We start from the raw sequence: 22,712 nt of genomic DNA, 5'->3' as shown, positions 1-22,712 counted from the left end.
TCGGGCGCATGTCACCTCTGAGCGGCAGCACCCGAAGGCACGCTCAGAGGCGGCTAAGAAGGAGGAGGCCAAGGCCAACCGCAGGACGGAATGTCCCGATGAAGTTGTGGTGATGTTGGCCCGTGGTCATGGGGCCGGACTATACGGCGGATTTTTTCGAAGGAAAGGGGAGATTTTCGCGAAGGAGTGCCGTCCTCGGTGGCATCGAGCCCCCTTGGACAGCGCTGCCGCCGCCAAAGCCGGCCCAAACGGCAATGGTCGAAGGCGGCGCCTCCGGTGGGCGTATTGGGCGGGAGTATTTCAGAAAAGCGCAAGTCATGGTCGCGACGGATTGTCGGGCTAGGTTCGGCACGAGCAGGGAGCGTATCATGCGGGCATTGGTGATCGGATCGTCGGGCGGCATCGGGGCGGCGCTTTGCGCGGCGCTGGCGGCCCGTGCTAACGTGGTCGGGCTTTCGCGGCGCGGCGACGGGCTTGATGTGACGAACGAAGCGTCTGTCGCGGCGGTGATGGGGCGGCTGGAGGGGGTATTCGATCTGGTGATCGTCGCAACCGGGGCGCTGGAGATTGACGGAGCGCGACCGGAAAAGACCCTTCGCGCGCTGGAACCAGGGGCGATGGCGGCGCAGTTCGCGTTGAATGCGATCGGGCCGGCGCTGATCTTGAAGCACGCGCTCCGGCGGCTGCCGAAGGACCGCGTGGCGAAGCTGGGCATCCTGTCGGCGCGGGTCGGGTCGATCGGGGACAATGCCTTGGGCGGCTGGTATTCCTACCGGGCGGCGAAGGCGGCGTTGAACCAGCTGGTCCACACAGCCAGCATCGAGGTGGCGCGCAGCCATCCGCAGGCGGTGCTGGCTCTGCTGCATCCGGGCACCGTGGCCACCGGCTTGACGCAGGCCTATGCGGGAGGCCACGCCGTGGTGACGCCCGAGGTGGCGGCGGGGCATCTCTTGGCGGTGCTGGATGGGCTTCGCCCCGCCGACACCGGTGGGTTTTTCGACTGGAAGGGCGAAAGGATCGTCTGGTGAGGCTGGTTCTGGTGCTGGGCGACCAGCTGTCGCGCGACATCGCGGCGCTGAAGGCGGCCGATAAGGCGCGCGACGTGGTCGTGATGGCCGAGGTGATGGGCGAGGGGATCAGCGTTCCGCACCATCCCCAGAAGATCGCGCTGATCCTGACGGCGATGCGCAAGTTCGCGGCGGCACTGGCGGCAGACGGCTGGCGGGTGGCCTATTCCCGGCTGGATGACCCCGACAACAGCCAGACGCTCTCGGGCGAGGTGTTGCGCCGGGCGACCGAGACGGGCGTCTCTTCGGTGCTGGCGACGCGTCCTGGCGAATGGCGCGTGATCGCCGACCTCGAGGCGTTGCCGCTGGCGGTGACGATCCTGCCCGACGACCGCTTCCTGTGCCCGGAAGCCGAGTTCGCGGCATGGGCCGAGGGGCGCAAGTCGCTGCGGATGGAGTTCTTCTACCGCGAGATGCGGCGCAAGACCGGGCTCTTGATGGACGGCGACAAGCCGGCCGGCGGGCAATGGAACTTTGACCACGACAACCGCAAGCCGGCAAAGGCCGATCTCTTGCGCCCGCGTCCGCTGCGCTTTGCCCCCGACGCCGTGACCGAGGAGGTGCTGGCACTGGTCGAAGCGCGGTTTGCCCATTTCGGCAAGGCGCGACCGTTTCACTGGGCGACCGACCGCGCCGGCGCGCTGGCGGCGCTGGACGATTTTGTCACCAACCGCTTGCCCCGTTTCGGCGACGAGCAGGACGCGATGCTAACGGGCGAGCCCTTCCTCAGCCATGCGGTGATCTCGCCCTACCTGAACATCGGCCTCCTTGGTCCGATGGAGGTGTGCCGCACGGTCGAAGCAGCGTGGCAGGCCGGGCGGGTGCCGATCAACGCGGCCGAAGGCTTCATCCGCCAGATCATCGGCTGGCGGGAGTTTGTGCGCGGGATCTGGGCGCTGCAGGGGCCGGAGTATGCGGCGCGCAACGTGCTTGGGCATTACCGCGCCTTGCCCGGTCTTTACTGGGGCAAGCCGACAGGCATGTCCTGCATGGCGGCGGCGATTGGCCAGACGCGTGACCTCGCCTATGCGCACCACATCCAGCGTCTGATGGTGACCGGCAACTTCGCGCTGCTGGCCGGGGTCGATCCGGCCCAAGTGCATGAATGGTATCTGTCGGTCTACATCGACGCTTTCGAGTGGGTCGAAGCGCCGAACACCGTCGGCATGAGCCAGTTCGCCGATGGCGGGGTGGTCGGGTCCAAACCCTATGTCTCGTCCGGCGCCTACATCGACCGGATGTCGGACCATTGCGGTGGCTGCCAGTACCGGGTCAAGGACAAGGTGGGCGAGCGTGCCTGCCCGTTCAACCTGCTTTACTGGGATTTTCTGATGCGCCACCGAGCGCGGTTCGAGGGCAATCCGCGCATGGCGCAGATGTACCGCACCTGGGACAAGATGGACCAAGGCCACCGCGCCCGTGTGCTGCACGAGGCCTCCAGGTTCCTGCGCCGGCTGGACGCGGGTGAGGCGGTCTGACGCGGCGGTCTGAGGCGGCGGGCCTCAGGCCAGCCCGCTGAACCGGTAGCGCGACACAACGTCCCAGACCATCGCCGCCATCCAGTCGACCGTCGCCTGCGATCCCGCGGCGTCGGTGCCAAGCCGGGCCGGAAGCTCCCGCGGGTCACGTCGGTAGATCACAGCGTAATGCGCCAGCGCGATCATGAAGGCGCCGATCCGGTTTATGTGGATCGTGTCGGAAAACACCGACTCGATGCTCGAAATCCCCGGCACCTTGCCCTGTTCCAGCGCGTCATACAGCGCCGCCATCACCAAAGGCCCCGGGATCATCGTCATCGCGGGCGAGCCTGCGGGACGCCGGTCGTTGACCGAGTTCAGGATCTTTTCCCACCCGACCAACTCCAGATCGAGCCGCTGGCGAAACGGGATTTCGCGCTCAGGGTCGTTGTACTCGTTCGGAGCGCCGGGCCCGCTGTCCACCTCGACCCACGAGGCGTAAAGCACGGTCTCGGCCCCCTTGCCGCCATTGCCGTTGGTCCAGGCGTTGGTGAAGTACTTCAGCGCGAAGTCTTCGGATTTGTGGTAGGGCATTGTGTTCGACAGCGATACACGTTCGGTAAGAACCAGAACCTCGTAGTCTGCGATGTCGCGACGCGCGTCGGGCGTGCCTTCATTGCGGTGGTTCCAGCGCCATTCTATCGGGCTGCCGGGAATGGTGGAGCGGTCCATCTTCATGCCAAGACTGGCCTTGCCACCCGCGCCGCGCACGATCGCCTCCAGTTCAGGCACGATCGGATCGGTCAGGCTGTGACCGGACTGGATCACGCGGGTGTTGAACGGGCGGGGCGGCAGCGATGCAGCCTGCGCCGTGCCGGTTTGGCCAAACCCCAGCGATGCCAGCGCCGTTGCAGAAAGACCTGTTGCCAGAAAACGGCGGCGGGTCGGGCGGGGCGCGAAGCGGGGGGGCTGCATTTGCAAGGCCTTTCGGAAAATTGGAACTGTCTGGCGGCAACCGGACGGCCCGCTTCGCTGCAAGATGGGATCGGTCACGCCCGGAATCAAGCTTCGCTGGCCCGGCAAGTGGCGCGCCCGAATGCCTGTGTCAGGGGGCAGGCGCCGGCTCTGCCGGGGCTTCGGCGGGGGCTGCGGTGCCACCCTCTGGCGCGGGCTCGCCCTCTGCTGGCGCCGCCTCGGGCGGGGCGGTCAGCACTCCGTTCTGCCAGATGCCGGTTGCTTCCTCTCCGCCGGGATAGCGCATCGTACCCTGTCCCTCGCGCTTTCCGGCCTTGAAGCTGCCCTCATAAACCTCGCCGCCGGGGTAGGTTGCGGTGCCCTGGCCTTCGATCTGGCCCGCGACCCAGGTGCCGATATACTTGAACCCGTCTGGCATGGTGAACTCGCCCGTGCCGTCGCGCAGGCCCGCCTTGAACGTGCCCTTGTAGGCCGAGCCGTCTGGGTAGGTCGCGGTGCCCACGCCTTCGCGGGTGCCAGCCTTCCAATCTCCCTCGTAGCGGGTGCCGTCCGCAAAGGTCATCGTGCCCTTGCCCTCTGGCAGCGCGTTCTTCAGCATCCCGTCATAGACCTGCCCATTGGCATAGGTCGCCCGACCCTGACCCGAGATCATGCCACGGTCCCAGTTGCCCTGATATGTCGCGCCGTCCGGGTAGGTGATCGCTCCCTCCCCCTGCGGCTGGTCGCCTTTCATCGCGCCGACATAGACCGCGCCATCGGGGTAGGTCACCGATCCGGTGCCCTCCATGCGGCCTTCGACCCACGAGCCTTCGTATTTGAACCCGTCCGCCGCGATGAACGTGCCGGTGCCGTGCCGCCGATCCTTGACGAAACCGCCCTCGTAGACGTCGCCGTTGGCGTGGGCCACCTTGCCCCGCCCCTCGCGCTGCCCGTTTACGAAGGCGCCCTCGTAAACATCGCCGTTCGGTTGCGTAAGCTTGCCGGTGCCGTTGATCTGCCCTTCGGCCCAGTCACCGATGTAGGTCAGCCCGTCCGGCATGATCAGCGTCCCCTTGCCTGACCGTACCCCCTTGACCAGCCCGCCTTCATAGGTCGCGCCGTCCGGGTAGGTGATCTTGCCGGAGCCTTCCTTGATGCCCAGCACCCAGTCGCCCTCGTAGGTATAGCCGCCCGGGTTGGTGATCTTGCCCTTGCCGTTGTGCTGACCCTTGGTGAAGGCGCCCTCGTAGACCGCGCCGTTGGCATAGCGCGCGACGCCTTGCCCGGTCATCTGCCCCGCCGTCCAGTCGCCCTCATAGGTGCTGCCGTCGGGTGAGGTGATCTTGCCCTTTCCCTCCGGCTGGCCCTTGGCAAAGCTGCCCTCGTACACCGATCCGTTCGGGTAGCGCGCGGTGCCTTCGCCCACGATCTCGCCGTCAACCCACTCACCGCTGTATTCAAACCCGTTCGGCAGTTTGTAGGTGCCGGTGCCATGTTGGCGCCCGTTGCGGAAGGTGCCCTCGTAGACCGCGCCGTTGTCATACTGCTTGGTGATGACCTCGCCTTCGTCCTGCGCGAACAAAAGGCTGGCGGGCGCGGTGGCGAGAAGCGCCGCAAGTGCGGTTGCCTTGACAAGGCTCATGCCGAAAACTCCTGCTCGAACGCGCAAAGCCTAAGCGGGTGGGGGCGGTCTGACAAGGTTCAGTTGGGATCGGGCGGCGGGTGGCTTTCCCTTGGGGCGCAACCTGCTAGAACCATCCTGAAGGTCAAGGAGACGCGCATGTCTGACACATTCCGCCTGATGCTGGGCCAGTTGAACCCGACCGTGGGGGCAATCGCCGGCAACGCTGCACTGGCGCTACAGGCATGGACCGAAGGCCGCGCGGCCGGCGCCGACATGGTGGCCCTGCCCGAAATGTTCATCACGGGCTACCAGACCCAGGACCTGATACTGAAGCCTGCCTTCGTCACCGCCGCCATCGCCGCAATCGAGGCTTTGGCTAGAGACTGCGCCGATGGCCCCGCACTCGGCATTGGGGGTCCGGCCCGCGTAACGGGCAGATTGCACAACGCGTACTACATCCTGCAAGGCGGCAAGATCACCGCGACGGTGCTGAAGCATCATCTGCCCAACGACGCCGTCTTCGACGAACGCCGGGTGTTTTCCTCCGCCGATGTCAGCGGGCCTTACGTGGTGAACGGCGTCCGCATCGGCACCCCCATCTGCGAAGATGCCTGGCATTCCGACGTAGCCGAAACCCTTGCTGAGACTGGCGCCGAACTCCTCCTCATCCCCAACGGCTCGCCCTACCACCGTGGCAAGCCGAACCTGCGGCTTAACCTGATGGTGGCGCGGGTGGTCGAAACGGGCCTGCCGCTGGTCTACCTCAACATGGTCGGTGGGCAGGACGATCAGGTGTTCGACGGCTCGTCGATGGTGCTGAACCCAGGCGGGCGATTGGCCGCGCAACTGCCGCAATTCGACGCGGCGATGGTGCTGGTCACCTTCCGGCGCAGCCAAGACGGCTGGCGCGCCGACCCCGGCGAGATCGCCGAAATCCCCCGGGTGTGGGAGGCTGACTACCGCGCCTGCGTCATGTCGCTGGCCGATTACATGGCCAAGACCGGCTTCAAGAAGGTCCTGCTCGGCCTCTCCGGCGGCATCGACAGCGCCATCGTTGCCACCATCGCCGCCGATGCGCTGGGCCCCGAAAACGTGCGCTGCGTCATGCTGCCGTCCGAATTCACCTCCGACGCCTCGCTGCACGACGCGGGCGAGGTCGCGCGCAACCTCGGCTGCAGGCTCGACACCGTTCCGATCAGCGGCGCGCAGGGTGCGGTTGGCGAGGCGTTGGCCGGGCTTTTTGCACATACCGAACCCGGCGTGACCGAAGAAAACATCCAAAGCCGCCTGCGCGGTCTGATGCTCATGGCCATATCGAACAAATTTGGCGAGATGCTTCTGACCACCGGCAACAAGTCCGAGGTCGCGGTTGGCTACTGCACGATCTACGGCGACATGAACGGCGGCTACAACCCGATCAAGGACATGTACAAGACCCGCGTGTTCGAGACCTGCCGCTGGCGCAACGAAAACCACCGCCCGTGGATGAAGGGCCCGGCCGGTGCGGTGATCCCCGAACGCGTGATCACCAAGCCGCCAAGCGCCGAACTGCGCCCCGACCAGAAGGATCAGGACAGCCTGCCGCCTTATGAGGTGCTTGACGCGATACTCGAAGGTCTTGTCGAAAAGGAACAATCGGTCGCTGATCTGGTGGCGATGGGGTTCGACCGCGCTACGGTGAAGAAGGTGGAACACCTTCTGTACATCAGTGAATACAAGCGTTTCCAATCGGCCCCTGGCACGCGGTTGACGCAAAAGGCGTTCTGGCTTGACCGTCGCTATCCCATCGCGATGCGGTGGCGCGATGACAGCTGACCCCACTATCACCGTCGTGAACCGCTACCGGCTGACCGCAGGGGCCGAGGCCTTCGTCGCGGTGGTGACCGCAATGGCCCGCCGCGTGGAAACCGAAGGGCATCTCGGCGTCCGCAGCTACCACTTCTTCCGCGCCGATGGCGAGGGTCGCGCGGTCGTGACCTACGACAGCCCCGAAGCATGGGTCGGGCACCACGACATCGCGATGGGCTGGCCGGAAATGGCGGCTGTGCGGGCGGTGTCCGATCTTGAAGAAATCGCCCTCTACGGCCCTTTCAGCGACGCAATGCGCGCCTGGCTTGAAAAAGCGAAACTGCTCGGCCGCCTGCGCCAGGCAGGCGAGGCCGTCACAGGGTTTCGACGCAGCTAAACCTCAGACCCGGCTGACGGCGCATTCCGGCAGCAGGCGCATCACATCCTCGGGTCGGCAAAGCTGTGTCGCGTCGCTCATCACTGCGGCCGAAGCGGCGGCCGAGCCAAGCGCCAGCGCCTCGTCGTTCGACTGCCCCCGCGCCAATGCCAGCACGAAGGCCGCCACGAAACTGTCGCCCGCGCCAACGGTCGATTTCACCTTCACCTTCGCCGCTTTGGCAAAGATCCGGTGGTCCTTGTCGGCCAGCACGTTGCCATCGGCCCCGCGTGCGATGATCACCTGCTTTGCCACGCCCCTCGCCACCAGCGACTGCGCGAAATCCGCCGTCGCCTCGCGGGTTTCAAGGGGATGCCCGGCCAAGGCCTCGCCTTCTTCGCCGTCCATCCGCAAGACCTCCAGCCCCGGGATCGGGTTTCGCACCGCCTCGGTCAGCGCCGCACCCGATGTGTCCAGCACCACCCGGCTGTCCGGCATCGACGCGGCAAGCTCTGCCGGGAAATCGACCGGCACGCCGGGCGGCTGGCTGCCCGATATCACCGACAGCCCGCCGGGCCGCGCGGTGGCGCGCAAAAGGGTGAAGACGCGGGCACGTTCCGCCGCGCCCCAGACCGGGCCCGGCAGCATGAAGCGGTATTGCTTGCCGGTCGAAACTTCGTTCACCGTCAGTGACTGCCGCGTCTCGCCGGGGCCGAGGATCGACAGGAATGTCACGTCCTCTGCCCGGATCAACCCGGCCAGCCGGTCGCCGGTCAATCCGCCGATGGCGACAAGGGCCAGGCTGTCACCGCCCAGCGCCTTGATCGCGCGGCTGACGTTCAGCCCGCCGCCGCCGGGGTCGAGGCGCGGGTCCGAACAGCGCAGCTTGTGGCCGGGAATGATCTCGGCCACGTCGCTGGCCATGTCCAGCGCGGGGTTCAGCGTCAGGGTCAGGATCGGAACTTGGGTCTGGTCGGACATCGCGGCACCTCGTGTTACCGCTATCATACTCGCCCGGACCGGAAAGGGAACCTGCCCCCGACACTTCGCCGGGGGCAAATTCCTCTGGCTGCGATCAGCCCTCCATCATCAACTGATAGCTCGCCGGCACATAGCGGAAGCCGTCGCCCAAGGGTTCAACGAAGCCAAGCGCCGGAAACGGCATGTGATAGCCGATGAACGGAATCCTGTCGGCGGCGATCATGCCGAACACTTGCTTGCGCGTTGCGGCGGCGGCAGCCTTGTCAGCGTCAAAGCGCACTTCCCACTCCGGCTTTTGCAGCGACCAGACATAGTGGTTCGCGGTGTCGGCGGTGATCGCCAGCCGCTGGCCGTTCGATTCCACCACATAGACCATATGGCCCGGCGAGTGCCCGAAAGCTGCCATCGCGGTGATGCCGGAAACCGGGCTGCCGCCATCCTCAAGGAAGGTGAACTTGTCGTTCAGGGGCTTTACGTTCTTGTCGAACCCCTCGTTCGCGGCACCGGCCCAGTAATTGTGCTCCGCCGCACCCGTCACGTAGCGGGCGTTGGCGAAGGTGGGCGTGGTGCCATCCGCACCCATCAGGCCGCCGATATGGTCGCCGTGCATGTGGGTCAGCACCACCACATCCACTTGTTCCGGGGTGATGCCGGCAGCGGTCATCGCGGCCAGCGTGCCTTCGGCGGAAAGGCCGGTGTCGAACAGCACCAGTTCGGCGCCGGTGTTGACCAGCGTCGGCGTGAAGAAGTTCTGCGACTTGTCGACAGGCAGGAAATTCGCGGCCGACAGCGCGGCGAAATCTTCAGCGCTGGCATTGGTGCCAAAGGTTTCCTGCGGCTTGTCGCCGGTGCGGGTGCCGGACAAGAGCGTCGTCACCTCGAACGCGCCCAGCTTGAAACGGTTGTGCAGTGGCACGGACACTCCCTGTGGTTGGGCCTTTGCGACGGCGGGGGAGGCGGTCAGGCTGGCCGCAAAGGGAAGGGCGGCGGCAGACAGCAGGGCGTGGCGGCGGGTCAAGGTCGTCATCGTCAGTCCTCCGGTTTGGGTAAGACCGCTAGGGTAGGGTGACCACCCGTCCTGACCAATCACGGCGCGGTGACCGGCGCCGCACCAGCGCACAACGCCTGTGCGCTATTCCCACCAAGGGTCGATGGCGGCAATGTCGTCGTCCGACCAGCCGAAGTGATGCGCCATCTCGTGGATCACCACATGGGTCACCATGTCACCGATCGACACATCGCCGCGTTCGGCCCATTCATCAAGGATAGGGCGGCGGAAAAGCCAGATCGTGTCCGTCCCGGTCGGCTGGTCCGACACCGATTTTTCGGTCATCGGCGTGCCGTCGTAAAGCCCGGTCAGCTCGAACGCATCGGTCAGGTCCAGCGCCTCCAGCATTTCGTCATCGGGGAAATCCTCGATCCGCAGGCGCACTTGCGTGGCCGCCTGACGGAACGCTTCGGGCAGGGTAGATACGGCCTCATGCGCAAGCTGTTCGATAAGCGCAAGCGACGGGGCGATGCTGTCGGGCGATGGGTTTGTCATGGCCGCAAACCTAGGCATTCGGGTGCTGTGTGGGAAGGGCCGACTAACCAAGGGATCTTTTGTATCTCGGCAGAGGAACGCGAGGTGCAGATGGGCAAGACGAACAGCATCGCATCTGATATGAGCTTTCCTTGCGCTGGACGGTGCATCCAGACTCAATGGCGCCAACTGGACAAAACCGGGGCCATGTGACAGGGAAGGGCGCTTGAAGGAGCCCGATGCATGACCGTCACCACCCGTTTCGCCCCCTCGCCCACCGGCTGGATCCATGTCGGCAACCTGCGCACGGCGCTGATGAATTATCTGATCGCCCGCCAGAACGACGGCCAGTTCATCCTGCGGCTGGATGACACCGATCAGGAACGCTCGAAACAGGAATACATCGACGGGCTGAAGGCGGATCTTGCCTGGCTTGGCATCCGCTATGACCGGATCGAGCAGCAGTCAAAGCGCATGGGGCGCTATGCCGAAGCTGCCGAGGCGCTGAAGGTTGCCGGGCGCTTCTACGAATGCTTCGAGACGCCGGTCGAACTGGACCTCAAGCGCAAGAAGCAGCTGAACATGGGGCGTCCCCCGGTCTATGACCGCGCGGCGCTGAACCTGACCGAGGCGCAGAAAGATGCCTACCGCGCCGAAGGCCGGCAGGGTTATTGGCGTTTCAAGTTGGATCTCGAGCGGATCGAGTGGCAGGACGGAATCATCGGCCCGATCTCGATCGATGCCGCGTCGGTCAGCGACCCGGTGCTGATCAAGGCGGACGGGCAGGTGCTGTATACCTTCGCATCATCGGTTGATGACGTGGACATGGGCGTGACGCACATCGTGCGCGGCGCCGACCATGTGACCAACACCGCGACGCAGATCCAGATCATGAAGGCGCTGTGCGGCACCCCGCCGACCTTTGCGCACCATTCGCTTCTGACCGGGCCGCAGGGCGAGGAGCTGTCGAAGCGGCTGGGCGTCCTTTCCCTGCGCGACCTGCGGGCGCGGGGGGTGGAGCCGATGGCGCTTTTGTCACTGATGGCGCGGCTCGGGTCGTCGAAGCCGGTGGAACTGGTCTCGTCGATGGAGGAACTGGTCGAGGGCTTCGATGTGGGCTCGTTCGGCGCAGCCCCGACGAAGTTCGACGCCGAAGACCTGTTTCCCCTGACGCGCCACCACGTGCAGGGGTTGCCCTTCGCGGCGGTGAAGGAGCGGATTGCGGCCCTTGGCGTCCCGGACACCGAGGCCGAGGCATTCTGGGCAGTGGCAAAGGGCAACATCACCGTGCTGGACGATCTGGGCCAGTGGTGGACCCTGTTCCGTGACGGAGCCGAACCGGTGGTCGATGACGCCGACCGCGAATTCGTGGCAAAGGCGCTGGCGATGCTGCCGGCACAGCCCTGGACGACTGCCACCTGGGGCGAATGGACCGCAGCGGTGAAGGACGCGACGGGGCGCAAGGGCAAGGACCTGTTCCGCCCACTGCGCCGCGCGTTGACGGGCCGGGACGCAGGGCCGGAGATGGCCGACGTGATGCCGCTTCTGCGCAAGGTGCCGACGCTGTAAGCCCTGGGCTGGCCCCGGAGGGTTTCACACCCTCCGGACCTCCCGTGGGATTTTTTTGCAAAGAGGAAGATGGCAGTGGCCGAAGCGGGACGCCAAGCGAAGTTCGTCGAGGGCAGCCTCTTCCGCCATGTCTCGGTGATGGCGCTGACTTCGTCGGTCGGGTTGATGGCGGTGTTCGTCGTTGACCTGATCAACATGGTCTACATCGCCATGCTGGGGCGTGAGGAACTGGCCGCCGCGATCGGCTATGCCGGGGCGATCCTGTTCTTCACCACCAGTTTCGGGATCGGCATGTCAATTGCGGTCAGTGCGCTTGTGTCACGCGCGCTGGGCCAGCGTGACGTGGCGCAGGCTCGGGAAAAGTCGACCACCGGGCTGATCCTCGGCTTCTTGTTCGGGGCATTGTTTGCGGCGGTGGTGTGGGTGTTCCTGTCGCCTCTCGTCACTCTCCTCGGTGCCACTGGCGAGACCCATGATCTGGCGGTGTGGTTCCTGCAGATCGTGACACCGTCGCAACCGTTGCTGATGGTTGGCATGATCGGCGGCGCGATCCTGCGCAGCCACGGCGACGCGCGGGCGGCGATGATGGCGACGGTCTGGGGGGCGCTGGCGACGGCGGTTCTGGACCCGATCCTGATCTTCGGGATGGGGCTTGAGTTGACCGGAGCGGGCCTTGCAAGCGTGGCGGCGCGGGTGGTGATCGCCGCGATGGCGCTGCGCCCGATCATCCGCAATTACGGCGGGTTCGACCGCCCCTCGCCGCGGCAGGTGGTGGCCGACATGGGGCCGGTCTGGGCGATTGCGGTGCCGGCGATCTTGACGCAGGTGGCGACCCCGGTGGGGCAGGCTTTCGTGACGCGCGCGACCAGCGCCTATGGCGAGGCGGCGGTTGCGGGCATGGCGATTGCCGGGCGGCTTACGCCCGTGGCCTTTGGCGTGATCTTTGCGCTGTCGGGCGCCATCGGGCCGATCATCGGCCAAAATTTCGGCGCAGGCCGGCTGGACCGGGTGCGCGGCGCCCTGCGCGACGGGCTGATCTTCACCGCACTGGTGATCCTGTTCGTTTCGGCACTGCTGTTTGTGCTGCGCGCGCCGATCGCCGATCTGTTCCATGCCGAGGGGCTGACGCGCGACCTCGTCTACCTGTTTTGTGGCCCGCTTGCCTTGCTGTGGTTCTTCAACGGCATGATCTTTGTCGGCAACGCAGTGTGCAACAACCTGGGCCGGCCGTTCTGGTCCACGGTCGTGAACTGGGGGCGCCATACGGTGGGGACGATCCCGCTGGCCCTTTGGCTGGGCGGGTTCTGGGGCGCGCAGGGCGTGCTGATCGGTCAGGCGCTGGGCGGGGTGGTGTTCGGGCTGCTGGCCGTGTGGCTGGCGCTGCGGGCGATCGCCGATCCGGCCGTGCCCCGCGGCGGCCAGCGCCCACCCGCAGTGCAGCCGTCCGGCCCCGAGGCAGAACCTGTGGCCAGCCCCGGCGAACGGCGCGCCTGACCGCATACCATCGTATTCCGATTCCCCCTTGCCCGGAGCGGCGCCCATAGGCTAACCAAGTGTCGTCAGGTTCGGGAGAATCCGGTGGGCCCGCTTGCCCCTCGGTGCCGAAGGAGCAACCGCCCCGGTAAACTCTCAGGCGCAAGGGACCGTTTCTGACGACAGACTCTGGAGAGATCCCGGCATCCCCGGGACGCCGAAGGGATAACGATCTCAGGCGCGCTTCTTGGCGCAAGGACAGAGGGGGCATCGCGGGGCAGGGATCGGCCTGCCCGGACGGTGCCGGCACGTTTTCCGGCCGAACATCAGGAGGGACGCACAGTGTCCGACCTTGACGCTACCGGATTGCAGCGGCTGCCGCTGCACGATCTGCATGTCGAACTCGGGGGCAAGATGGTGCCCTTTGCCGGCTACGAGATGCCGGTCCAATATGCCCCCGGCGTGATGAAGGAACATCTGCACACGCGTACCGCGGCGGGCCTTTTCGATGTCAGCCACATGGGGCAGGTGATTTTGCGTCCGAGGGGCACGATCGCGGACCTTTGCGCCGCATTCGAGGCGATGATGCCTGTCGACGTGCTGGGTCTGGCACCGGGGCGGCAGCGCTACGGGCTGTTCACCAACGATCAGGGCGGCATCCTTGACGATCTGATGTTCGCGAACCGGGGCGATCACCTGTTCGTCGTCGTCAACGCAGCCTGCAAGGTGGTCGATGTCGCGCACATGACGTCAGCCATGCCGGGGGTCGAGGTGGTGGCGGTGACTGACCGCGCGCTTCTGGCGCTGCAAGGGCCGGGGGCCGAGGCCGCGCTGGAACGGCACCTGCCGGGCGTGGCTGCGATGCGCTTCATGGATCAGGCGGTGATCGGCGACGCCTGGGTCAGCCGGTCGGGCTATACCGGCGAGGACGGCTATGAGGTTTCCGTGCCGGTCGCCGCTGCCGAAGCCTTTGCGCGCAAGCTGCTGGCCGAACCCGGCGTCATGCCCATCGGCCTTGGTGCGCGCGACAGCCTGCGTCTGGAAGCCGGGCTTTGCCTGTATGGCCATGACATCGACGAGACGACAAGCCCGGTCGAGGCCGGCCTGACCTGGGCAATCCAGAAGGCCCGCCGCGCGGGCGGCGCGCGTGAAGGTGGCTTCCCCGGTGCCGCGCGCATCCTGCGCGAACTGGCCGAGGGGCCGGAACGCCTGCGTGTCGGCCTGCGCCCGGACGGCCGCGCCCCGATGCGCGAGGGGACGGAGCTTTTCGCCGCCGACGGCACACCCTTGGGCACCGTCACGTCGGGCGGGTTCGGCCCTTCTGTCAACGCGCCCATTGCGATGGGCTACGTCGCCCGCCATTTTGCTGCCACCGGCACCGCGCTGGAAGGCGAGGTGCGCGGCAAACGCCAGCCGGTCACAGTGGCTGATCTTCCGTTCCAACCCACAACCTACAAACGCTGAGGCAAGACGATGAAATTTACCAAGGATCACGAATGGCTGCGCGTCGAGGGCGATCTGGTCGTCGTCGGCATCACCGAGCACGCGGCCACCCAGCTGGGTGACGTGGTGTTCGTCGAACTGCCCGAACCCGAAACGATGGTGGCCGAAGGCGACGAGGTCTGCGTGATCGAAAGCGTCAAGGCAGCCTCCGACATTCTGGCCCCGATCGATGGCGAGATCGTCGAAGTGAACGAAAAGCTGACCGATGCGCCAAGCCTCGTGAACGAAGACCCGACCGGGGCTGCGTGGTTCTTCAAGATGAAGGTCGATGACCTGAGCGTGCTCGACCAGTTCATGGACGAGGACGAGTATCAAGACCTGGTGGGCTGATCATGGCCAAGGGCCGGGGGGCCAGCCCCCCGGACCCCCCGGGATATTTTTGGACAGATGAATGGGAGCGGGTCGTGCGGCCCGATGCGAGCGATGACCTACACACCCGTCGACTACAACGCCTACGATTTCGCCAACCGCCGCCACATAGGCCCTTCGCCGTCCGAGATGGACGAGATGCTGAAAGCCGTCGGCGTGCGCACCCTGGACGAGTTGATCGACCAGACCGTGCCGTCTGCGATCCGGCAGTCAAAGCCACTGACCTGGGCACCCCTGGCCGAGCACGAGCTTCTGGCGCGGATGGGTGAGGTGGCGCGCAAGAACAAGGTGATGACCAGCCTGATAGGACAGGGGTATTACGGCACCGTCACGCCGCCTGCGATCCAGCGCAACATCCTGGAAAACCCGGCCTGGTACACCGCCTACACCCCTTACCAGCCCGAAATCGCGCAGGGCCGGCTTGAGGCGCTCTTGAACTACCAGACCATGATCTGCGACCTGACCGGCCTCGATGTGGCCAACGCCAGCCTTCTGGACGAGGCGACCGCCGCCGCCGAGGCGATGACTATGGCCGAACGCAGCGCCAAATCGAAGGCGCGGGCGTTCTTCGTTGACCGCTTCTGTCACCCCCAGACCATCGCCGTGATCCGCACTCGCGCGCTTCCCCTTGGCATCGAGATCATCGAGGACAGCGTCGACAAGCTGGACCCGTCCAAGGTCTTCGGCGCGATCTTCCAGTACCCTGGCAGCTACGGCCATGTGCAGGATTTCACCGCCGAAATCGCCCGTTTGCACGAGGCCAAGGCCATCGCCATCGTCGCGACCGACCTTCTGGCGCTCTGCATGCTGAAGGAACCGGGCGCTATGGGCGCCGACATCGCTGTCGGCTCCAGCCAACGTTTCGGCGTGCCGATGGGGTACGGCGGCCCGCATGCCGCCTTCATGTCCTGCAAGGATGACCTAAAGCGCTCCATGCCCGGCCGCATCGTTGGCGTCAGCATCGACAGCAACGGAACTAAGGCCTACCGCCTTTCGCTGCAAACCCGCGAGCAGCACATCCGCCGCGAAAAGGCCACCTCGAACGTCTGCACCGCGCAGGCGCTTCTGGCCGTCATGGCCTCTTTCTACGCTGTGTTCCACGGGCCAAAGGGCCTGCGCGCCATCGCTGAACGCGTGCATTTCCTGACCAACCGTCTCGCCCGCGCGCTGAAGGCCGCCGGGGCCAAGGTCAGCCCCAAGGCTTTCTTCGACACCATCACGGTCGAGGTCGGCGTGGGTCAGGCGGGTATCCTTGCCGCCGCCCGCCACGAAGGCCTGAACTTCCGCAAGATCGGCAATGACCGGATCGGCATCTCGCTGGACGAAACCTCCGACGAAAAGGTGTTGATCCGCGTCCTGCGTGCCTTCGGCATCGACGGCGTGCCGCCGCACCGCGCGCAGCTTGGCTTTCCCGAAGACATGGCGCGAACGTCGGACTATCTGACCCACCCGGTCTTCCACATGAACCGCGCGGAATCGGAAATGATGCGCTACATGCGCCGCCTTTCCGACCGCGATCTCGCCCTTGACCGGGCGATGATCCCGCTCGGTTCCTGCACCATGAAGCTGAACGCCGCTGCCGAAATGATGCCGATCACCTGGCCCGAATTCGGCTCTCTCCACCCCTTCGCGCCGTTCGATCAGGCGCAAGGGTACCACGAGGCGATCACCGACCTCTCCGCCAAACTGTGCGAGATCACCGGCTACGACGCCATGTCGATGCAGCCCAATTCCGGCGCGCAGGGCGAATACGCGGGCCTTCTGACCATCCTCGCCTACCACCGCTCACGCGGCGATACCCAGCGCACCGTCTGCCTGATCCCGGTTTCGGCGCATGGCACCAACCCCGCCTCGGCGCAGATGGCCGGGATGGAGGTGGTCGTCGTCAAATCCGCCCCGAACGGCGACGTCGACCTAGATGATTTCCGCGCCAAGGCCGCAGCGGCGGGCGATCGTCTGGCCGCCTGCATGATCACCTACCCCTCGACGCACGGCGTGTTCGAGGAAACCGTGAAGGACATCTGCCGCATCACCCATGACCACGGCGGTCAGGTCTACCTTGATGGCGCCAACATGAACGCCCTTGTCGGCCTCGTGAAGCCGGGCGAGATCGGGTCGGACGTCAGCCACCTCAACCTGCACAAGACCTTCGCCATCCCGCACGGCGGCGGCGGTCCCGGCATGGGCCCGATCGGCGTCAAGGCGCACCTTGCGCCCTTCCTGCCCGGCCACCCCGAAACCGGAGGCGCCGAAGGCCCGGTCTCTGCGGCACCCTACGGCTCCGCCTCGATTCTCCTGATCTCCTGGGCCTATTGCCTTCTTATGGGCGGGGCAGGGGTCACGCAGGCTACCCGCGTCGCGATCCTGAACGCCAACTACATCGCGGCCCGCCTGTCGGGCGCCTACCCGATCCTCTTCATGGGCAACAAGGGCCGCGTCGCCCACGAATGCATCCTCGACACCCGGCCCTTCGCCGCTGTCGGCGTCACGGTGGACGACATCGCCAAGCGCCTCATCGACAACGGCTTCCACGCCCCCACGATGTCGTGGCCGGTCTCCGGCACGCTGATGGTCGAACCCACCGAGTCCGAGACCAAGGCCGAGATCGACCGCTTCATCACCGCGCTTCTGTCGATCCGCGCCGAAATCGCTGCCGTAGAACGCGGCGAGATCACCGCCGAGGAAAGTCCGCTCCGCCACGCCCCGCATACCGTGGCGGCCCTCGTCACCGAAGCGTGGGATCGCAAATACTCCCGCGAACAGGGCTGCTTCCCCCCGGGCGCCTTCCGGGTCGACAAATACTGGCCCCCGGTGGGCCGCGTCGACAACGTCTACGGCGACCGCAACCTCGTCTGCACCTGCCCGCCGGTCGAAAGCTACATGGAGGCTGCCGAATAGCGGCCTCCTCTTCGACCATTGAACGGGAAGGGAGGGGTGTGAGCCCCTCCCGGCCTTTCGGCAAAGGCAGCGCGCGATTGACCATGGCCACGCCCCGCGCTACCGAAGCCGCCTGATGATGCCACGCTCCGCCTTCACCTCCGGCCTCGCCTCCGCCCTGCCCATCGTGCTCGGCTACCTGCCCATTGCATTTTCCTTCGGCGTCGCCGCCACCCAAGCCGGCTTCACCCCGGTCGAGGCCACGGCCCTTTCGCTCCTCATCTACGCGGGTGCCTCGCAGTTCCTTGCCCTGGCCCTCCTCTCCTCTGGTGCGCCAGTCCTGATCACTGCCCTCACTCTGATCGCGATGAACCTGCGCCATCTGGTCTACGGCCCCGCCCTAATGAAAGCCGCCGGTGACGATGCCAGCACGCGTCGCGTCTGGGCTTGGGGCTTCGGGCTAACGGACGAGGTCTTCGGTCAGGCATTGGGCTCCCTCGCACGCGGCCAGCGATTCTCAGAAAGCTACATGTTCGGTCTCGGCCTGCCCGCCTACGCCGCATGGATCGGCGGGACCGCGATCGGCGCCTATGCCGGCGACAGTGCGCTGGACGGCTCTCCGGCGATTGGTGCCGCCCTCGGCTTCATGCTGCCCGCCCTCTTTCTCGCACTCCTCCTCTCGCTCATCGCCCGGCCGCAGGTGCCGGCGATAGTGGTCGCCGCCGCCGCCACGATCGCTGGCACCCTTGCCATCAGCGCCACCGCCGGCATCCTTGCGGGCATCGCCGCCGGAGCCGCCGCAGGGGTCATCCGCCGATGAACACAGACCTTCTGATCGTCGCTCTCCTTGCCGGCCTTGCGAATTACGCCTTCCGCGTCCTCCCCACCCGGATGGGCAGCACGTCCCTGCCGCAGACCGGCCCGCTCGCCCGGTTCCTCGCCGCGACCGGGCCTGCCGCCATCGCCACACTCTTTGTCGCCTCGATCCTGCCCTCGCTCAGCCTCGTGCCGCGTGACATGGCCACCCTCGCCATTGGCACCGCCTCGGTGATCGGCGTCTATCTGGCCAGCCGTTCCGTCGTGGCCGCCACCCTTGCCGGATCGGTCGCATATGGGGTTTCGGTCTTCGCGCTGGGCTGATCGGCCTTGCGCAAAGCGCCCGCTTCGGCAACGATACCCGCAGCCAAAGAAAGGCCCCCATATGGTCGAGATCAGCCCCAGCAAGGTCGTGCAAGTGATCTTCCTCGCCCGCGAGATGGACGTGGGCGCAGGCGAACTGCGCGCCTTCATCGACGCGATGAACGACGAGGAAAAGGCCGAACTCACCGCCCTAGCCTGGGTAGGTCGCGGTGCCTTTGAACCCGAGGATTTTGCCGAAGCCGTCGCCACCGCGATTTCCGAGGCAACGGTGCCCACGGCGGATTATCTGATGGGTATGCCGCACCTTGCCGAAAACCTCGAGTCGGGCCTCGAAGCGATGGGCATTGACGTCACGGGCGCCGAAGAAGACCTGCTCTGACCCTTGCGCCCGCCCCCTGCGCGCCCAATATATTCCACGGGTAGAATATGAGGGCGCCCCGCGCGCGACAGTACCATGACCGACAGCGTGAAACTTACCTGTGCCGCCTGCGGGCAAACCAACCGGGTGCCGCTTGCCCGCCTTGCCGCTGCGCCGAAATGCGGTATCTGCGGTGCGGCCCTGACCGATGGCCGCGTGGCCGACCTTGACGCCGCCGCGCATGACAAGGCCACCCGCACCGACGACCTGCCGCTTCTGGTCGATTACTGGGCGCCTTGGTGCGGTCCCTGCCGCGCGATGGCACCTGAATTCGCCAAGGCCGCCAAGGCCCTTGCACCGCATGTCCGGCTGGCCAAGCTGAACACCGAAGACCACTCCTCGATCAGCGCCCGCGCCGGCATCCGCGGCATCCCCGCTCTCATCCTCTACCACCGGGGCCGCGAGATCGCCCGCCTCGCCGGTGCCCGCCCCGCCGCCGATATCGTGGCCTTCGTGCGCACCCACATCGCCACCCCATCCCACCCGCCTGTTTCTTGACAATTCCAACGCCATCGGCGAAACACCCGCCCATGGTGCGGGGCAGTAGCTCAGTTGGGAGAGCGCGTCGTTCGCAATGACGAGGTCAGGGGTTCGATCCCCCTCTGCTCCACCATTAATCGCAATCTATCTTATTGAAAACGAAGGCAAAGCCAAAGACAACTTTTGCCTGTCTCTCCATCTAGCCCGCCATCCGGCTCTTGCTTGTTCGTCTCGGATCATCCGACCAACCGCCGAAAGGCCATGAGAGCAAGAGACCATGCAGGCCATTTCCGAACGCTTCGTTACCTAGATCGCGCTTGACGCTAGCTTGAGCCAACACACAACTGCATCCGCAGAGCCTTCTGTTTAACTCTCCCGGTTGGCGACACGGCCGCAGGGCCGCACACGGCGCGGCCTACCCGACACACGTTGCCCATTCCTGACACCACACCGAACACCTGAGTGGACGACCGGCACTCCCGAAGGCCCATTGTTCCGCTGACACAACCGCGCTACACCGAACCCCGGTTCATGGAATGACGCGCAAGCCCCAGTCGGTCAAATCGTTTTGCGCCGTACTCACCGAAGTAGCCGTTTGCATGCTCGCCATCGGACATACTTTTGTCCACAATCCGTGTTTACAAGTGCCAAATTTCTTTGAGCGAGGCTACCGTGACATTTGAAAATCTTCCTGCCACCGCGCTCGTCCGCAAGAACTCCCTCGCATTTGTCGAGCAGGTGTTCGAACTTCAGGCTGCGGGCAGGCTGGTGGTGCTGGTTTCTGACGCCGAGGAAGTGCAGGCGCTGCCAGGGCTGAACATCGACCGCTGCATTGATCCCGATGATAAGTCCGGCTGGTTCAGCGCCCGCCACCCGCTCGTGCACGACGACGCGCCCGCGCAGGTGACCTTTACCTCGGGCACCGAAGGCCAGCCGAAAGGCATCCTACTCACCAACGCAAACCTCGCCGACGCTGCCGACCGCATCATCGAACAGATGGGCATGACGTCCGAAATCCGCGAATATGTAGCCGTTCCCGCCTGCTACAGCTTCGGCATGGCACGCTACCGGGCAATCAGCGCCGTCGGCGGCATGGCCTATCTGCCACCGCGCGGCCTCGATCTGGCCGAACTTGCCCGTATGCTGGCCGCCGGCGAGGTGAATGCGCTTTCCGTAGTGCCCACCTTGCTGCGCGTCCTGCTCGCCTCGCCTGACAGCATCCGCGCGGCTGGCACGAAATTGCGGTGGATGGAAATCGGCTCGCAGGATATGTCCGCCGATGAAAAGCGCGCCGTCCGGGCGCTCTTTCCCAATGCCCTGATCGTCCAGCATTACGGCCTGACCGAAGCCTCCCGCAGCACCTTCCTGACCCTGTCGCAGACGCCCGACCATCTTCTCGGCTCGGTCGGTCGCGCGGTCGGGCTCACCGAGGTGCAAGTCGCGGACGACGGACGCATCCGCATCCGCGGCCCGCATGTCGCACGGTCACGCATCGATGCCGACGGCTTGCACGATCTTCTGGATGCCGATGGCTGGCTCCAGACCAACGACTTGGGGCATATGCGCGACGGCCATCTCTTCTTCGACGGGCGCGCGGACGACCTGATCAACTGCGGTGGCCTGAAAATCGTCCCCGACCAGCTTGAACAACGCATCCGGTCGCGTCTGGACCCCGGCTTGCTGGTTGCGGTCGCCCGGGTTGCCGATGACCAGCGGGGCGACGGCATTCTGGTCGCGGTTCAGGGCGCCCCAACGGCCACGGCAGCCGTGAACGAAGCCGCCGCCGCCGCCTTGCACACCATGGGCATCGTTGCCGGTAGCGCGCTCCACGTCATCTCGGTGGACCGTCTGCCCCTCACCGCCACCGGCAAGGTAGAACGCCGTCTGCTTGCCGAACGGTTTTCCGGCCGCCAGAAAGAGCCTGCACAGCCGCCCGCAGCTCCCTCCGCCGGCAAAAATACCGTCCTTGCGCTGTTCCAACAGGAATTTCCCGGCCAGACTATCGGGCCGAATGACACATTTGAAACGCTCGGCGGCGATTCATTGCGTTACATCCAGTTCAATCTGGCTTTCGAACAAAACTTTGGTCAACCGCCGGCCGCTTGGGAAACACTTAGCGTGGCTGAGTTGCAGCGCGACATAGGGGTTCCGGAAAAGACGATCTGGCGTCCGCTAGAATCCGCCACTCTGACCCGCGCGTTCTTCGTTATGTGCATCGTTGCCCTGCATGCGGGCGCCTTCGTTTACAGCTCCAACTGGGGGGCGGCTTACGTCCTGATGGTGCTGGCGGGCTACTCTGTCACCCGGTTCCAATTGCCGGAAATCATCCGCACAGGCAATGTTAAGACGCTTCTCGGCACAGTGCTCTATGTTGCGGTTCCGACCGTGATCTTGGTGTCCCTGCTCGAATTGGTGACCCGAAAGTTCGAACTGCCCACCCTCTTGCTGGTCTCCAACTACGTCGATCCGCACCAACTCCGTGGATTCCTGTTCTACCTCATAGAGATCTACCTTCAACTGCTCCTGGCCGCAGCCGTGCTGTTCTCGATCGGCCCCGTGCGCGAGGCTTTCCGGACCCGTCCCATGCAAAGTGCGCTGACCCTCTTGCTGGCGGTCGTTATCGTTGATCGCACGGTGGAATACCTCTGGAACGGCGATTGGAATTACCATCGGACCCCATGGCATTACGCTTGGCCCTTCTCGCTTGGCGTGGTGATTGCAAGTGTCACCGACACACGGTCTCGCCTTATAGCGATGGCTGCCGCAATCGCCGTGGCTCTGCTTGGGTGGGGGCCGACATCCGCGGCATTCTACCTTATGGGCGGCAGTGCGGTCCTGCTTTTCGTCCGTGGCATAGTAGTGCCAGCCCCGGCAAAAATCGTTATCGCGGAAATTGCCGGCGCGTCCTTGTTCATCTTTCTCTGCCATGAACCGACGATGGATCTGGTGAGAAAGTTCTATGGCGAATCGCGCCCCTGGACCGAAATGGCAGCCGTCATCATCATCGGCGTTGTTGTCGCACACTGCTACAGGTGGGTTCATCGCAAGTTCCTGACAACGATTGCCGAAATGCGGGAAGCGAAAGCTGCCTGAGGTGTCAACACCCGTAGGGCG

At 65.3% G+C, this 22,712-nt stretch carries 19 protein-coding genes, 1 tRNA gene and 1 riboswitch; of the genes, 15 read left to right on the top strand and 5 right to left on the bottom strand.

From position 1 onward, the window contains the following. Positions 1–368 precede the first annotated feature (368 nt). Together ACROUL_RS18475 and ACROUL_RS18470 are read left to right on the top strand one after the other, a co-directional pair. Positions 369–1,028 (top strand): SDR family NAD(P)-dependent oxidoreductase, encoded by a 660-nt coding sequence (locus ACROUL_RS18475; RefSeq protein WP_431300896.1) that lies wholly within the window; start codon positions 369–371, stop codon positions 1,026–1,028. Beyond that, on the top strand, positions 1,022–2,545 hold the full coding sequence (locus ACROUL_RS18470) for a cryptochrome/photolyase family protein (RefSeq protein ID WP_431301340.1): 1,524 nt from the start codon (positions 1,022–1,024) through the stop codon (positions 2,543–2,545). The genes ACROUL_RS18475 and ACROUL_RS18470 overlap by 7 nt, the downstream gene beginning before the upstream one ends. Before the next feature lie 24 nt (positions 2,546–2,569). Here the strand turns inward: ACROUL_RS18470 and ACROUL_RS18465 are convergent, their stop codons facing one another. After that, positions 2,570–3,499 (bottom strand): hypothetical protein, encoded by a 930-nt coding sequence (locus ACROUL_RS18465; RefSeq protein ID WP_431300895.1) that lies wholly within the window; start codon positions 3,497–3,499, stop codon positions 2,570–2,572. Positions 3,500–3,629: 130 nt separating this feature from the next. Beyond that, the gene (locus ACROUL_RS18460; RefSeq protein ID WP_431300894.1) at positions 3,630–5,120 is read right to left on the bottom strand and encodes a 2-isopropylmalate synthase; all 1,491 of its coding nucleotides are present in this window, start codon (positions 5,118–5,120) and stop codon (positions 3,630–3,632) included. A 138-nt stretch (positions 5,121–5,258) separates the two neighbouring features. Here ACROUL_RS18460 and ACROUL_RS18455 point away from each other — a divergent pair, with 138 nt between their 5' ends. After that, positions 5,259–6,917 carry an NAD+ synthase gene (locus ACROUL_RS18455; protein ID WP_431300893.1) on the top strand — a complete coding sequence of 553 codons (1,659 nt, stop codon included), beginning with the start codon at positions 5,259–5,261 and terminating at the stop codon, positions 6,915–6,917. Then, positions 6,907–7,287, top strand: coding sequence for a hypothetical protein (locus ACROUL_RS18450; RefSeq protein ID WP_431300892.1), 381 nt, complete (start codon positions 6,907–6,909; stop codon positions 7,285–7,287). The genes ACROUL_RS18455 and ACROUL_RS18450 overlap by 11 nt, the downstream gene beginning before the upstream one ends. Before the next feature lie 3 nt (positions 7,288–7,290). On the opposite strand, the gene ACROUL_RS18445 is transcribed toward ACROUL_RS18450, so the two are convergent. The 3 genes from ACROUL_RS18445 to ACROUL_RS18435 all read right to left on the bottom strand — a co-directional run bounded on the left by ACROUL_RS18445 (position 7,291) and on the right by ACROUL_RS18435 (position 9,790). Beyond that, a complete protein-coding gene (locus ACROUL_RS18445; RefSeq protein ID WP_431300891.1) occupies positions 7,291–8,247 on the bottom strand; it encodes a 1-phosphofructokinase family hexose kinase in 957 nt (318 codons plus the stop codon). A 94-nt stretch (positions 8,248–8,341) separates the two neighbouring features. Continuing rightward, positions 8,342–9,274: an MBL fold metallo-hydrolase gene (locus ACROUL_RS18440; RefSeq protein WP_431300890.1), complete on the bottom strand. Its 933-nt coding sequence runs from the start codon at positions 9,272–9,274 to the stop codon at positions 8,342–8,344. A gap of 105 nt (positions 9,275–9,379) precedes the next feature. Beyond that, positions 9,380–9,790 (bottom strand): metallopeptidase family protein, encoded by a 411-nt coding sequence (locus tag ACROUL_RS18435; protein WP_431300889.1) that lies wholly within the window; start codon positions 9,788–9,790, stop codon positions 9,380–9,382. 222 nt (positions 9,791–10,012) lie between these two features. Between ACROUL_RS18435 and gltX the strand changes: the two genes are divergently transcribed. The 11 genes from gltX (at position 10,013) to ACROUL_RS18380 (ending at position 22,691) form a co-directional block, all read left to right on the top strand. Then, positions 10,013–11,338, top strand: a complete 1,326-nt coding sequence (gene gltX / locus ACROUL_RS18430) for a glutamate--tRNA ligase (RefSeq protein ID WP_431300888.1) — start codon at positions 10,013–10,015, stop codon at positions 11,336–11,338. 69 nt (positions 11,339–11,407) lie between these two features. Then, complete coding sequence (locus ACROUL_RS18425; RefSeq protein ID WP_431300887.1) at positions 11,408–12,832, top strand: MATE family efflux transporter; 1,425 nt, start codon at positions 11,408–11,410, stop codon at positions 12,830–12,832. Positions 12,833–12,894: 62 nt separating this feature from the next. Next, a riboswitch (glycine riboswitch) is annotated at positions 12,895–12,994 on the top strand. Between the two features lie 159 nt (positions 12,995–13,153). Continuing rightward, positions 13,154–14,275: a glycine cleavage system aminomethyltransferase GcvT gene (gcvT, locus tag ACROUL_RS18420; RefSeq protein WP_431300886.1), complete on the top strand. Its 1,122-nt coding sequence runs from the start codon at positions 13,154–13,156 to the stop codon at positions 14,273–14,275. A gap of 9 nt (positions 14,276–14,284) precedes the next feature. Beyond that, positions 14,285–14,644, top strand: coding sequence for a glycine cleavage system protein GcvH (gene gcvH, locus ACROUL_RS18415; RefSeq protein WP_431300885.1), 360 nt, complete (start codon positions 14,285–14,287; stop codon positions 14,642–14,644). 93 nt (positions 14,645–14,737) lie between these two features. Then, on the top strand, positions 14,738–17,581 hold the full coding sequence (gcvP, locus tag ACROUL_RS18410) for an aminomethyl-transferring glycine dehydrogenase (protein ID WP_431300884.1): 2,844 nt from the start codon (positions 14,738–14,740) through the stop codon (positions 17,579–17,581). Between the two features lie 115 nt (positions 17,582–17,696). Next, positions 17,697–18,380 (top strand): AzlC family ABC transporter permease, encoded by a 684-nt coding sequence (locus ACROUL_RS18405; RefSeq protein WP_431300883.1) that lies wholly within the window; start codon positions 17,697–17,699, stop codon positions 18,378–18,380. Further along, complete coding sequence (locus ACROUL_RS18400; protein WP_431300882.1) at positions 18,377–18,700, top strand: AzlD domain-containing protein; 324 nt, start codon at positions 18,377–18,379, stop codon at positions 18,698–18,700. Before ACROUL_RS18405 ends, ACROUL_RS18400 begins: the two co-directional genes overlap by 4 nt. Positions 18,701–18,761: 61 nt before the next feature. Continuing rightward, the gene (locus tag ACROUL_RS18395; RefSeq protein WP_431300881.1) at positions 18,762–19,079 is read left to right on the top strand and encodes a DUF3775 domain-containing protein; all 318 of its coding nucleotides are present in this window, start codon (positions 18,762–18,764) and stop codon (positions 19,077–19,079) included. A gap of 75 nt (positions 19,080–19,154) precedes the next feature. Continuing rightward, positions 19,155–19,616 (top strand): thioredoxin TrxC, encoded by a 462-nt coding sequence (trxC, locus tag ACROUL_RS18390; protein WP_431300880.1) that lies wholly within the window; start codon positions 19,155–19,157, stop codon positions 19,614–19,616. A gap of 39 nt (positions 19,617–19,655) precedes the next feature. Further along, a tRNA-Ala gene (locus tag ACROUL_RS18385) sits at positions 19,656–19,731 on the top strand. A gap of 488 nt (positions 19,732–20,219) precedes the next feature. Continuing rightward, complete coding sequence (locus tag ACROUL_RS18380) at positions 20,220–22,691, top strand: AMP-binding protein (protein WP_431300879.1); 2,472 nt, start codon at positions 20,220–20,222, stop codon at positions 22,689–22,691. Positions 22,692–22,712: the final 21 nt, after the last annotated feature.

This window comes from Tabrizicola sp. BL-A-41-H6 (assembly GCF_050632395.1).
GTDB lineage: Bacteria > Pseudomonadota > Alphaproteobacteria > Rhodobacterales > Rhodobacteraceae > JAUYQR01.
The sequence above is the reverse complement of the archived record's forward strand: the minus strand, read 5'-3'. Positions and strand labels throughout refer to the sequence as shown.